This is a genomic window from Crossiella sp. CA198 (assembly GCF_052078295.1).
In the GTDB taxonomy this organism is placed as follows: Bacteria; Actinomycetota; Actinomycetes; order Mycobacteriales; family Pseudonocardiaceae; genus Crossiella.
The window spans coordinates 41114-53552 of record NZ_JBQJIM010000022.1; the positions used below are offsets into that span (position 1 = coordinate 41114).

Below are 12439 nucleotides of genomic sequence, written 5' to 3' on the forward strand. Positions count from 1 at the left end.
GCGGCCCTGGGCCCCACACCACGCCCCTGACACCACTTCCGGCCGCACCGCCGCGGCCGCACCGACTGGAGGGTCCGATGCGCCGCGAGATCTTCACCAGCGAGCATGACGAGTTCCGCGAGCTGGCCCGCACCTTCATCGCCAAGGAGATCGAGCCGAACCACGCCCGCTGGGAGGACAACGGCATCGTCGACCGCGAGGCCTGGCTGGCCGCGGGGCGGATCGGGTTGCTTGGCATGGCCGTGCCCGAGGAGTACGGCGGTGGCGGTGCGCTCGACTACCGGTTCAACACCGTGCTGGCCGAGGAACTCGTGCGCGCCGGCGCCAGCGGGCTGGCCCTGCCGCTGCACAACGACATCATCCTGCCCTACCTGCTGAACCTGGCCACCGAGGAGCAGAAACGCCGGTGGCTGCCCGGGTTCTGCTCCGGCGAGCTGATCAGCGCGATCGCGATGACCGAGCCCGGCACCGGCAGTGATCTCCAGGGCATCGCGACCACCGCGGTGCGGGACGGGGACGACTACGTCCTCAACGGGCAGAAGACCTTCATCAGCAACGGGATCCTGGCCGACCTGGTGATCGTCGCGGCCAAGACCGACCCGGCCGCCGGAGCGCACGGAGTCAGCCTGCTGGTGGTCGAGCGCGGCATGACCGGGTTCAGCCGGGGACGGAACCTGGACAAGATCGGGCAGAAGGCGCAGGACACCGCGGAGTTGTTCTTCGACGAGGTCCGGGTGCCCGCGGCCAACCTGCTGGGCGAGCAGGGCAAGGGCTTCGTCTACCTGATGCAGAACCTGCCGCAGGAGCGGTTGTCCATCGCGGTGGCCGCGGTCGCCGGGGCCGAGCGGGTGCTGGAGCTGACCAAGCAGTACTGCAAGGACCGCGAGGCGTTCGGGCGACCGATCGGCAAGTTCCAGCACAACCGGTTCCTGCTGGCCGAACTCGCCACCGAGATCACCATCGCCAGGGTGTTCGTGGACCGGTGCGTCAGCGAGCACAACAACGGCGCGCTGGCCATCGACGAGGCCGCGATGGCCAAGTGGTGGACCACAGAACTACAGACGAAGGTGGCGGACCGCTGCCTCCAGCTGCACGGTGGGTACGGCTACATGACCGAGTACCCGGTGGCGAAGGCATTCCTGGACGGCCGGGTGCAGACGATCTACGGCGGCACCACCGAGATCATGAAAGAGATCATCGGCCGGACGATGGGGTTCTAGCGGGAAGGATCGCACCATGGGGCGTTACCGGCGGCTGGAGATCATCCGAAGTCTCGACCCGGTCGAGGACCACTGGGAGATCTACCGCCTGTCCGCCAGTTTCGAGTTTCCCTGGGACTACCGGAAGGCGCTGGAGTTCGCGTTGTTCCGCACCTACGCGGTGCCGAGCATCTCCGCGCTACTGGACCGGACGCGGGAGTTCGCGCAGCGCCCGCAGCGGCGCTACGACGACACCCTGCTGCTGATGGGCGCGCTCACCGAGCACGGTTACGACTCCGCGTCCGGCCGGGCCGCGCTGCAACGGATCAACCAGATGCACGGCCGCTACGAGATCAGCAACGAGGACATGCTCTACGTGCTGTCCACCTTCATCTACGAGCCGATCCGGTGGCTGGCCAGGTACGGCTGGCGCGCGTTGCACGAACACGAGCGGCTGGCCGCCTTCCACTTCTACCGCGAGGTCGGCAGGCGGATGGGCATCAAGGACATTCCCACCGGCTACGGCAAGTTCGAGACCTTCAACCGGGACTACGAGCGCGAGCACTTCCACTACCGGGACACCAATCAACGGGTCGGCACCGCCACCGTGGACCTGTTCTGCTCCTGGTACCCCGCACCCGGCAGGCCCGCGGTGCGCCGCGCGCTGTACGCGGCCATGGACGAACCGCTGCTGCGCGCCTTCGGCTTCCCGCGCCAGCCCGCCTGGCTGGAGAAGGCGGTCGAGCGCGGGCTGGCCGGACGTGGCCGCCTGGTGCGGCACCTGCCGGTGCGCCGCCACTCGCGCAGCGCGCGGGACCCGGGCAACCGCACCTACCCTGGCTACCCCGAGGGCTACCGGATCACCGATCTGGGGGTACCGCCCCAGTGAGTTGGGTCTCACCGGCCTCCCGGGGCTACCATGACATCATTACTGTCACATCACCAGTGCACGATTCACGAGCCGCGATCAGGGAGGCTCCCCGCCGATGACGTCAGAGGCCTTTGTCTACGAAGCCGTGCGCACCCCGCGGGGTCGCGGCAAGCAGAACGGATCGCTGCACGGCACCAAGCCGATCAGCCTGGTCGTGGGGCTCATCGACGAGCTGCGCGCCCGGCATCCGAACCTGGACCCGAACTGGATCTCCGACGTGGTGCTGGGGGTGGTCTCGCCCATCGGCGACCAGGGCTCGGTCATCTCCCGCATCGCCGCGCTCAAGGCCGGCCTGCCCGACACGGTGGCCGGGGTGCAGATCGACCGGTTCTGCGGTTCCGGCCTGGAGGCGGTGAACCTGGCCGCGCAGAAGGTCCGCTCCGGCTGGGAGGAGCTGGTCATCGCGGGCGGTGTGGAGTCGATGTCCCGGGTGCCGATGGGCTCCGACGGCGGGGCCTGGTTCCACGACCCGGAGACCAGCTACGCGGTGGACTTCGTGCCGCAGGGCATCAGCGCGGACCTGATCGCCACCATCGAGGGCTTCAGCCGCGATGACGTGGACGCCTTCGCGGTGGAGTCGCAGAGCCGCGCGGGCAAGGCCCAGGCCAACGGGTACTTCGACCGCTCGGTGGTGCCGGTGCGCGACCGCAACGGGCTGACCGTGCTGGAGCGGGACGAGTTCCTGCGCCCCGGCACCACCCCGCAGGCGCTGGCCGGACTGCAGCCCTCCTTCGCCGGGATCGGCGAGCTGGGCGGCTTCGACGCGGTGGCGCTGCAGAAGTACCACTTCGTGGAGAAGATCAACCACGTGCACCACGCCGGCAACTCCTCCGGCATCGTCGACGGCGCCGCGCTGGTGCTGGTCGGCTCCGAGCGGGCGGGTGCCGAACTGGGCCTGACCCCGCGCGGGCGGATCGTCTCGGCCGCGCTCAGCGGCGCGGACACCACGATCATGCTCACCGGTCCGGCCCCGGCCGCCCGCAAGGCGCTCGGCCTGGCCGGGCTGACCGCGGCCGACATCGACCTGTTCGAGATGAACGAGGCATTCGCCGCGGTGGTGCTGAAGTTCATGCGGGACCTGGACATCCCGCACGAGAAGGTCAACGTCAACGGCGGCGCGATCGCGCTGGGCCACCCGCTGGGCGCGACCGGCGCGATGCTGCTGGGCACCGTGCTGGACGAGCTGGAGCGGCGCGGCGGCCGGTACGGCCTGGTCACCCTCTGCATCGGCGGCGGCATGGGCGTCGCGACCATCATCGAGCGACTCTGAGAGCGGAAGGCGACATGTCGGAACACACCTCCACCATCCGCTGGGACGTCGACGAGGACGGCATCGTCCTGCTCACCCTGGACGACCCGGAGCAGAGCGCGAACACGATGAACGAGCGGTACCACCGTTCGATGGCCGAGACCGTCGACCGGCTGGAGGCCGAGCGCGAGCAGATCACCGGTGTGGTGATCACCTCGGCCAAGAAGACCTTCTTCGCCGGCGGCGACCTCAACGATCTGCGCCAGGTGACCCCGGCCCACGCGCAGCGGTTCTTCACCGGGCTGACCGAGATCAAGGCGCAGCTGCGGCGGCTGGAGAAGCTGGGCCGCCCGGTGGTGGCCGCGCTCAACGGCACCGCGCTGGGCGGTGGCCTGGAGATCGCGCTGGCCTGTCACCACCGCATCGCCATCGACGACGGCCGCAGCAAGTTCGGCCTGCCCGAGGTCACCCTGGGCCTGCTGCCCGGGGCCGGTGGCGTCACCCGCACCGTGCGCATGCTCGGCATCGCCGACGCGCTGCTGAAACTGCTGTTGCAGGGCCAGCAGCTGCGCCCGGCGCAGGCCAAGGAGACCGGCATCGTCGACGAGCTGGTGAGCAACCGGGAGGAGCTGATCGCCCGCGCCAAGGAGTGGGTCAAGGCCAACCCGGACGCGGTGCAGCCCTGGGACGTCAAGGGACACAAGATCCCCGGCGGCACCCCGTCGAACCCGAAGTTCGCGGCCAACCTGCCCGCGTTCCCGGCCAACCTGCGCAAGCAGCTCAAGGGCGCGCACTACCCGGCGCCGCACAACATCCTGTGCGCCGCGGTCGAGGGCAGCCAGGTCGACATCGACAACGCGCTAGTGATCGAGAGCCGGTACCTGACCGAGCTGGCCGCCGGGCAGATCTCGAAGAACATGATCAAGGCGTTCTTCTTCGACCTGCAGCACATCAACAACGGCGGCTCCCGCCCGGCGGGCGTGGCCAAGTACGAACCGCGGAAGGTCGCGGTGCTCGGCGCGGGCATGATGGGTGCCGGGATCGCCTATGTCTGCGCCCGCAACGGGATCGAGGTCCTGCTCAAGGACGTCTCGCTGGCCGCGGCGGAGAAGGGCAAGGCCTACTCCGAGGGCATCCTGGACAAGGCGGTCTCCCGAGGCAAGCTCACCGCGGAGAAGCGGGCCGAGGTGCTGGCCCGGATCACGCCCACCGACAACGCCGCCGACCTGGCGGGCGCGGACCTGGTGATCGAGGCGGTCTTCGAGGACGTCTCGTTGAAGCACAAGGTCTTCGCCGAGGTGGAGCCGGTGGTCGCACCGGACGCGCTGCTGGCCTCCAACACCTCCACGCTGCCGATCACCGGCCTGGCCGAGGGTGTGTCCCGGCGGCCGGACTTCGTCGGCCTGCACTTCTTCTCCCCGGTGGACAAGATGCCGCTGGTGGAGATCATCCGCGGCGAGCACACCAGCGATGAAGCGCTGGCCAAGGCATTCGACGTGGTGCTCAAGATCAAGAAGACCCCGATCGTGGTGAACGACAGCCGCGGCTTCTTCACCAGCCGGGTGATCGGCACCTTCCTCAACGAGGGCGTGGCCATGCTGGCCGAGGGCGTGCCCGCGCCCAGCATCGAGCAGGCATCGGCCCAGGCGGGTTACCCAGCCCCGGTGCTCCAGCTGATGGACGAGCTGACCCTCACCCTGCCCCGCAAGATCCGCAACGAGACCAAGGCCGCCTTCGAGGCCGCGGGCCAGACCTGGGTGTCCCACCCGGCCGAGCAGATCATCGACCGCCTGGTCGAGGAGTTCGACCGCAAGGGCAAGTCCAGTGGCGCCGGCTTCTACGACTACGCCGACGGCAAGCGCACCGGCCTGTGGCCGGGCCTGGCCGAGCACTTCCCGGCCACCCCGAACGAGCTGCCGTTCACCGACCTCAAGGAGCGAATGCTCTTCATCGAGGCGATCGAAACGGTCCGCTGCTTCGAGGAGGGCGTGCTCACCTCAGTGCCGGACGCCAACATCGGCTCCATCTTCGGCATCGGCTTCCCAGCCTGGACCGGCGGCGTGATCCAGTACATCTTCGGCTACGAAGGCGGCGCGGAAGGCTTCGTAACCCGAGCCACCCAACTCGCCGAAAAATACGGCACCCGCTTCACCCCACCCCCCATCCTCTCCGACCCCTCAGCCCGAGAAAAACTCCTCGGCGCCTAACCCGCACAACGGCCAGCACCCCGAAGAGCCCGCAAGCTCGTCGGCGTGTTGGCCGTTGTTGTACGGCACGTTGGCCGTTGTGGGTTGGGGTGGTGCACGAGCGAAGATCAAAGGCACAGAGCAGTGCTCGGTGCGGTTCCCCATCCCCGCTGCCTGTTTCGGGCTTCGCCCGACCGCGACGGCCTACGGCGTGCAACAACGGCCAACGTGGTGTCCCACAACGGCCAACACTCCGTACAACAACGGCCAACACTCCGGAGAGCTTGGCGCCCTTCGGAGTGTTGGCCGATTTGGTACGGCTCGTTGGCCGTTGTTGTACGGGGGTTAGGCCGAGTAGGTCAGGTTTTTGCCGGACTGGGGGTCGAAGAGCTGGAGCTTGTCTGGGTCGAACCAGACTTCCAGGTTCTGGCCTTCGGTGGCGGTGGAGGCCGCGGACAGGCGGGTGATGATGGCGCTGCCTTCGGCTGAGCTGGAGCCCAGGTCGGTGAGGCCGGCGTCGGCGGCCAGTTCCTCCAGTTCCGCCGAGCTGGCCCGCTCGCCGGAGACGGTGAAGTAGGCGTACTTGTCCGAGCCCATCGACTCCAGCACGTCCACGTGCGCGGTGAACACCGCGCCGCGGGCCTTGGCGGTCGGGTCGACGACGGCGGCGTCCTCGAAGTGCTCGGGGCGTACGCCCATGATCACCTCTCGGCCCGCGCCCGCCTGTTCGACCAGCCGGCGGACTCGGTCGGACAGTGGGATCTTGCCCAGTCCGCTGCAGGCCCGGCCCTCCTCCAGCCTCGCCGGGATGAAGTTCATCGCGGGCGAGCCGATGAAACCGGCCACGAACAGATTCGCCGGGTTCTCGTAGAGGAACTGCGGGGCGCCGATCTGTTGCACCAGGCCGCCGCGCATGACCACGACCCGGTCGCCGAGGGTCATCGCCTCGGTCTGGTCGTGGGTCACGTAGACCATGGTGGTGCCCAGCTTCTTCTGCAGCCGGGAGACCTCGGTGCGCATCTGCACGCGCAGCTTGGCGTCCAGGTTGGACAGTGGTTCGTCCATCAGGAACGCCTTGGGGCTACGCACGATCGCCCGGCCCATCGCCACCCGCTGCCGCTGGCCACCGGAGAGGTTCGCCGGTTTGCGGTCCAGGTGCTGACCCAGGTCGAGCACCTCGGCGGCCTCGTTGACCTTGCGGGTCACCGTGGCGTTGTCCACCTTGGCCAGCCGCAACGGGAAGGCCATGTTCTCCCGCACGGTCATGTGCGGGTAGAGCGCGTAGGACTGGAACACCATCGCGATGTCCCGGTCCTTGGGCGCCCGTTCGTTCACGCGCTCACCACCGATGCGCAGTTCGCCGGAGGTGATGTCCTCCAGCCCCGCGATCATGTTCAGCGTCGTGGACTTCCCGCAACCAGAGGGACCCACCAGGATGATGAACTCGCCGTCGGCGATCTCGACGTTCACCTCCGAGACGGCGAGCGCGCCGTCCGGGTACTTCTTGGTCACCTTGTCCAACACGATGTCGGCCACGACTCACCTCACCCCTTCACGGCGCCGGACGTCAGTCCGGCGACGATGCGGCGCTGGAAGAACAACACGAACAGAATGATCGGCACGGTGATCACGACCGCGGCCGCCGACGTGGACCCGGTGGGGTCCTCGAACTGCGAATCGCCGGTGAAGAACGCCAGTGCGGCTGGCACGGTCCGCGAGGTCTCGGTGGAGGTCAGCGAGATCGCGAACAGGAAGTCGTTCCAGCAGAAGATGAACACCAGGATCGCGGTGGTGAACACGCCGGGCGCCGCCAGCGGCGCCACCACCTTGAAGAAGGCCTGGCTCGGGGTGGCCCCGTCCATCTTGGCCGCCTTCTCCAGCTCCCAGGGGATCTCCCGGAAGAACGCCGAGAGCGTGTAGATCGCCAGCGGCAGGGAGAAGGTGATGTACGGCAGGATCAGGCCGGGCCAGGTGTCGAACAACCCGAGCGAGCGCTCGATGTCGAACAACGGCGAGACCAGCGAGACCTGCGGGAACATCGCGATCAGCAGTGAGACGCCCACCAGCAACCGCTTGCCGGGGAAGTCCAGCCGGGCGATCGCGTAGGCGGCCATGGTGCCCAGCACCACGGCGATGGCGGTCGCGATGATCGCGATGCCGATCGAGTTGAACAGCGGCCGGAGGAACCCGGTGCTGCCGAAGATCGCGCTGTAGTTCGCCAGCGTCCACTCGGTCGGCCACAGACCACCGTCGGCCAGCGCCTTCTTGGTCTTGAACGAGAGCGACACGATCCACAGCACCGGGAACATCGCGTACACCACGACAATGGTGTTGATCAGGCCCCAGCCCCATTTGCGGCCGGTCGTCACGGCTCCACCGATAGCCATCAACGCCTCCCCTGCGGGTCGCTGCCGGGTGCCGCGGTGCCGAACACCTTGATGAAGACGAAGGCGATGATCGCCACCGCGATGAAGATCAGCACCGACATGGTGGACCCGATGCCGAGGTTCAACCCCTTGATCAGGTTGTTGTAGGTCAGCATCGACACCGAGGACGTCTGTTGGCCGCCGGCGGTGAGCACGAAGATGTTGTCGAAGATGCGGAACGCGTCCAGGGTGCGGAACAGCAGCGCGACCAGGATGGCCGGCTTCATCATCGGCACGATGATCCTGGTGAAGCGCTGCCAGCCGGACGCGCCGTCCAGCGCGGCGGCCTTGAGCAGGTCATCGGGCACCAGCGCCAGGCCTGCCATCAGCAGCAGGGCCATGAACGGCGTGGTCTTCCAGATCTCGGCCAGCGAGATGATCAGCAGCGACGGCACCCGCTCGGTCAGCGGCGCGCCGTCACCGGCGAACCACTCGGCCAGGTAACCGGTGCCGGGGGTCCAGGCGTACTTCCAGGAGAACGCCGCGACCACGGTCACGATGCCGTACGGGATCAGCGCGGCGGTGCGCACCAGCCCCCGGCCGACGATCGTGCGGTGCATGACCAGCGCGAGCGCCATGCCCAGCACCAGTTCCACCACCACGGTGGCCAGGGTGACGATGGAGGTCACCCCGAAGGCGGTCCACCAGTACGTGTTGCCGAGCACCGCGATGTAGTTGTCCAGACCGATGAATTCCTGCTTGTCCGGGAACTTCAGGTCGAACCGCTGCAGGGACAGCCAGACCGAGTAGATGATCGGCCAGCCGGTGACCGCGATCATCACCAGCGCGGCGGGGGCGCACAGCAGCAGACCCAGCCGCCGCTCAGCCCGTTTTCCTTCACTCAGAACAGCTTTTCCCATTACGGCAGCACCCCCTTCGAGTCGATGGCGTCCTGGATCTCGGTCCGCAGCCGGGCCGCGGTCTTGTCCGGATCGATCGCCGAGGGCGGGGACAGCACGGTGGAGAGCACCGAGGAGACGTTCTGCCAGGACGGCGTCAGCGGCCGGTTCGCCGCGTCCCGCAGTTCCTCGCGGATGGTCTCCTTCATCGGGTACGCCTCGATCATCTCCGGCCGGTCGAAGACCGAGTCGATGGTCGGCGGCACCCCGTCGTTGACCGCGGAGAACAGCTGGTTCTCCGGGCTGCGCAGGCACAACGTGGCCGCGAAGGCCAGCTCGGGCTTGCGCGAGTGCTTGCTCACGCCCCAGTTCGCGCCGCCCAGGGTGACCTTGCTCGGCACGCCGGGCACCGCGCCCGGGTAGCGCGCCCACTTGAAGTTCTTGGCCAGCGTCGGGTTGCCCTTCTGCATGGCCGGGTAGACGAACGGCCAGTTCAGCTCGAAGGCCGAGTTCCCTGCCTCGAACTCCCGCTGGATGTCGCCCTCCTCCGAGCTGGTCAGCGAGGCGCTGGCGATACCGGCGGTGGCGAACTCCTTGAGCGTGCGCAGGGCCTTGACCGCGCCCTCGTCCACCACGGCCTTGCTGCCGTCGTCAGAGACGATCTTGCCGCCATAGGAGGCGACCAGGGTGTTGTACTGCACCACCAGGCCCTCGTACTGCTTGCCGGTGATCAGCGCCGTGTGCGGCTTGCCCGCGGCCTTGAGCTGCTTGGCCTGGGCGATCATCTCGTCCCAGGTGGCAGGCGGGGTGGTCACCACGTCATCGCGGTACCAGAGCAGCTGGACGTTGGTGTTCTTGGTGGCCGCGTAGGTCTTGCCCTTGTACTGGGTGGACTGCAGCGGGCCGGCGAGCACCCCGGCCTCGGCCGCCGCCTTGTCCTGGCCGGTCCACTCGCGCAGCCAGCCCGCCTCGGCGAACTCGGCCAGCCAGGGGTTGTCCAGGTAGAGGATGTCCATCTCGGTGTCGTCGGCGGCCAGCCTGCGCACCATCTGCTCACGCTGACCGTCCGCGCCGCGGGGCAGCTTGTTGTACACGATCTGGTACTTGCCGCCCGCCTGCTGGTTGCAGGTGTCGACCACCTTCTGAAAGTTCTGCTCCGGTGCGCCGTAGAGGTTGATGATGTTGCCACCGGACTCGCCGTTGCCGCATGCCGCGAGCACGGGTGCGGCGACCACGGCGGCGGTGAGCAAACCTACGACCCGAGTACGTCTGGACCTAGCGCCTCGCCAGGGGCCATCCATGCGCCCTGCCTCCCTTCCTGCTGAAACCCGGAAGGCAAGCCTGGACCGCGTGCAGACGGCCCGGACCGACAAAGCGAGAAGTCGGGCACCTCGTCGTGCCCTCCGGAGTTGGCACCCGAACCTAGAGCTGCTGATCAGTGGCCGCAACCGGCAAGCAGCAACGATTCAGATACACGGAAGTGGGAAAATTTTCCTACCCGTTCGGCCTAGGAAGTGCCCAGTCATCCGGGCTGCTGCCCCGGCCCGCGCAGGGCGAGCTGGGCCAGCATGTCCCGGCCCTGCTCGGCGTTGCGCGGCGAGCAGAGCACGTCGTAGCGACCGGCCACCAGCTGACTGGCCGAGACGAAGTCCCGCTTGCCGCGCTGGGTGGCGTACCCGGCCGCGGCGAAGATCATGAAGAACACCACGCCGGTGACCAGCGAGATCAGGATCGGCCCCAGCGCGATCCCGTCCTGGTTGAACAGGCTGAGCAGCACACCGACGAACAGGCCGAACCAGGCGCCGGAGGCCGCGCCGGTGCCCAGCACCTTGCCCCAGGTCAGCCGTCCGGTGACGCGCTCCACCAGCATCAGGTCGACGCCCACGATGGTCACGTCCTGCACCGGGAAGGAGCTGTCCGCGAGGTGATCGACCGCGCGCTGCGCCTCCTCGTACTTGACGTAGGAGCCGATCGGCCACCCGGTGGGCGGGGTGGGCAGGCCACCGGGCCGGGCACCGGAGAACGAACTGGTCACGACAAGCACCTCCGCAGGACTGATACCCCAATCCTGCCAAGGTTGCCCGGTTTACGCCGCTCCGACGCGCACGGAACTACCCACGCTGTGTTTCATCCCCTATGGCCATAGTCACGCAACAACCCCCGACTGATGATCGTCTTCTGGATCTCGCTGGTGCCCTCGCCGATGAGCAGGAACGGCGCCTCGCGCATCAGCCGCTCGATCTCGTACTCCTTGGAGTAGCCGTAGCCGCCGTGGATGCGGAAGGACTCCTGGGTGACCTCGACGCAGTACTCGCTGGCGATCAGCTTGGCCATGCCCGCCTCGACGTCGTTGCGCGCGCCGGAGTCCTTGAGCCGGGCCGCGTTGACCATCATCAGGTGCGCGGCCTCGACCTTGGTGGCCATCTCGGCCAGCTTGAACGCGATGGCCTGGTGCTGGGCGATCGGCTTGCCGAAGGTGCTGCGCTGCTGGGCGTAGCTCACCGCCAGCTCGAAGGCGCGGATGGCGATGCCGCAGGCCCGCGCGGCCACGTTGACCCGGCCGATCTCGACCCCGTCCATCATGTGCGCGAAGCCCTTGCCGGACTCGCCGCCGAGGATCGCCTCCGCGCCGATCCGGAAGTCGTCGAAGACCATCTCGGTGGTGTCGACGCCCTTGTAGCCCATCTTGTCGATCTTGCCGGGCACCTTCAGGCCGGGCAGCACCTCGCCGTAGCCGGTGGGCTTCTCCACCAGGAAGGTGGTCAGGTTCTGGTGCGGCTTGGGCGCGCCCTCGTCGGTGCGCACCAGCACGGCGGTCAGGTTGGAGGTGCCGCCGTTGGTCAGCCACATCTTCTGGCCGTTGATCACGAAGTCCTCGCCGTCGCGCACCGCGCGGGTGCGGATGGCGGCCACGTCGGAGCCCAGTTCCGGCTCGGACATGGAGAAGGAGCCGCGCAGGTCGCCGGTGGCCATCCGGGGCAGCAGGTCCTGCTTCTGCGCCTCGGTGCCGTGCTGCTTGACCATGTGCGCCACGATGAAGTGGGTGTTGATCACGCCGGAGACGCTCATCCAGCCGCGCGCGATCTCCTCGACCACCAGCGCGTAGGTGAGCAGGGACTCGCCGAGCCCGCCGTAGGCCTCGGGGATGGTGAGCCCGAACAGGCCCATCTCCTTCATGCCCTCGACGATGTCGGCTGGGTAGCTGTCGCCGTGCTCCAGGGCCTGCGCGTGCGGGATGATCTCCTTGTCCACGAACGAGCGGACGGTGCTGAGGATCTCCTGCTGGATCTCGGTGAGACCGGCGGTCTGGGCAAGCCTGGCCACGACTTTCCCCTCTCTCTACAGCACTGTAGGCGCGGTTTGTTACCGGCGAGTATGGCTGCTGCGGGGTGGTCGCGCGCTGTGAAGGTGCTCACCACAGCGGGTCAGCTGGCGACCAGCTCCAGGCTCGCGCCGCAGTGCCGGCAGGTCTCGGCGAAAACGTGGACCTGGGCGTCGCAATCGCCACAGGGCCGCAGACTGCGTTCCAAAAGATCATCGTCGGTGCGTTTCCGGAAAAAGAACATGCCAGCAGACTCGCTGGTCAGCACCCCCGTAAGGCAAATCAGG

Annotated in this window: 11 protein-coding genes; 4 read left to right on the top strand and 7 right to left on the bottom strand. The window is 67.8% G+C overall.

Translation table 11 applies throughout. The annotated features are described in order from the left end of the window. The first annotated feature begins 77 nt into the window (after positions 1–77). The 4 genes from ACTOWY_RS32025 (at position 78) to ACTOWY_RS32040 (ending at position 5586) form a co-directional block, all read left to right on the top strand. Complete coding sequence (locus ACTOWY_RS32025) at positions 78–1220, top strand: acyl-CoA dehydrogenase family protein (protein WP_441313340.1); 1143 nt, start codon at positions 78–80, stop codon at positions 1218–1220. A gap of 16 nt (positions 1221–1236) precedes the next feature. Then, positions 1237–2088 (top strand): oxygenase MpaB family protein, encoded by an 852-nt coding sequence (locus ACTOWY_RS32030; RefSeq protein WP_441313341.1) that lies wholly within the window; start codon positions 1237–1239, stop codon positions 2086–2088. Between the two features lie 97 nt (positions 2089–2185). After that, positions 2186–3400 (top strand): acetyl-CoA C-acetyltransferase, encoded by a 1215-nt coding sequence (locus ACTOWY_RS32035; protein WP_441313342.1) that lies wholly within the window; start codon positions 2186–2188, stop codon positions 3398–3400. A gap of 14 nt (positions 3401–3414) precedes the next feature. Next, positions 3415–5586, top strand: a complete 2172-nt coding sequence (locus tag ACTOWY_RS32040) for a 3-hydroxyacyl-CoA dehydrogenase NAD-binding domain-containing protein (protein ID WP_441313343.1) — start codon at positions 3415–3417, stop codon at positions 5584–5586. A gap of 324 nt (positions 5587–5910) precedes the next feature. On the opposite strand, the gene ACTOWY_RS32045 is transcribed toward ACTOWY_RS32040, so the two are convergent. The 7 genes from ACTOWY_RS32045 to ACTOWY_RS32075 form a co-directional block, all read right to left on the bottom strand. Continuing rightward, positions 5911–7101 carry an ABC transporter ATP-binding protein gene (locus ACTOWY_RS32045; protein WP_441313344.1) on the bottom strand — a complete coding sequence of 397 codons (1191 nt, stop codon included), beginning with the start codon at positions 7099–7101 and terminating at the stop codon, positions 5911–5913. An 8-nt stretch (positions 7102–7109) separates the two neighbouring features. Then, positions 7110–7952 (bottom strand): carbohydrate ABC transporter permease, encoded by an 843-nt coding sequence (locus tag ACTOWY_RS32050; protein ID WP_247755874.1) that lies wholly within the window; start codon positions 7950–7952, stop codon positions 7110–7112. Beyond that, positions 7952–8851: a carbohydrate ABC transporter permease gene (locus tag ACTOWY_RS32055; RefSeq protein WP_441313345.1), complete on the bottom strand. Its 900-nt coding sequence runs from the start codon at positions 8849–8851 to the stop codon at positions 7952–7954. The genes ACTOWY_RS32050 and ACTOWY_RS32055 overlap by 1 nt, the downstream gene beginning before the upstream one ends. Next, positions 8851–10131, bottom strand: a complete 1281-nt coding sequence (locus tag ACTOWY_RS32060) for an ABC transporter substrate-binding protein (RefSeq protein ID WP_441313346.1) — start codon at positions 10129–10131, stop codon at positions 8851–8853. The genes ACTOWY_RS32055 and ACTOWY_RS32060 overlap by 1 nt, the downstream gene beginning before the upstream one ends. A gap of 221 nt (positions 10132–10352) precedes the next feature. Next, positions 10353–10874 (bottom strand): general stress protein, encoded by a 522-nt coding sequence (locus ACTOWY_RS32065; protein WP_185000038.1) that lies wholly within the window; start codon positions 10872–10874, stop codon positions 10353–10355. A gap of 83 nt (positions 10875–10957) precedes the next feature. After that, positions 10958–12154, bottom strand: coding sequence for an acyl-CoA dehydrogenase family protein (locus ACTOWY_RS32070; RefSeq protein WP_441313347.1), 1197 nt, complete (start codon positions 12152–12154; stop codon positions 10958–10960). A gap of 101 nt (positions 12155–12255) precedes the next feature. Continuing rightward, positions 12256–12420 (bottom strand): hypothetical protein, encoded by a 165-nt coding sequence (locus ACTOWY_RS32075; protein ID WP_247755870.1) that lies wholly within the window; start codon positions 12418–12420, stop codon positions 12256–12258. Positions 12421–12439: the final 19 nt, after the last annotated feature.

What these genes read in the sequence shown, in the direction of transcription:
- ACTOWY_RS32025 (WP_441313340.1), top strand. Translation starts at nt 78, where the DNA reads ATGCGCCGCGAGATCTTCACCAGCGAGCATGACGAGTTCCGCGAGCTG.
- ACTOWY_RS32030 (WP_441313341.1), top strand. Translation starts at nt 1,237, where the DNA reads ATGGGGCGTTACCGGCGGCTGGAGATCATCCGAAGTCTCGACCCGGTC.
- ACTOWY_RS32035 (WP_441313342.1), top strand. Translation starts at nt 2,186, where the DNA reads ATGACGTCAGAGGCCTTTGTCTACGAAGCCGTGCGCACCCCGCGGGGT.
- ACTOWY_RS32040 (WP_441313343.1), top strand. Translation starts at nt 3,415, where the DNA reads ATGTCGGAACACACCTCCACCATCCGCTGGGACGTCGACGAGGACGGC.
- ACTOWY_RS32050 (WP_247755874.1), bottom strand. Translation starts at nt 7,952, where the DNA reads ATGGCTATCGGTGGAGCCGTGACGACCGGCCGCAAATGGGGCTGGGGC.
- ACTOWY_RS32055 (WP_441313345.1), bottom strand. Translation starts at nt 8,851, where the DNA reads ATGGGAAAAGCTGTTCTGAGTGAAGGAAAACGGGCTGAGCGGCGGCTG.
- ACTOWY_RS32060 (WP_441313346.1), bottom strand. Translation starts at nt 10,131, where the DNA reads ATGGATGGCCCCTGGCGAGGCGCTAGGTCCAGACGTACTCGGGTCGTA.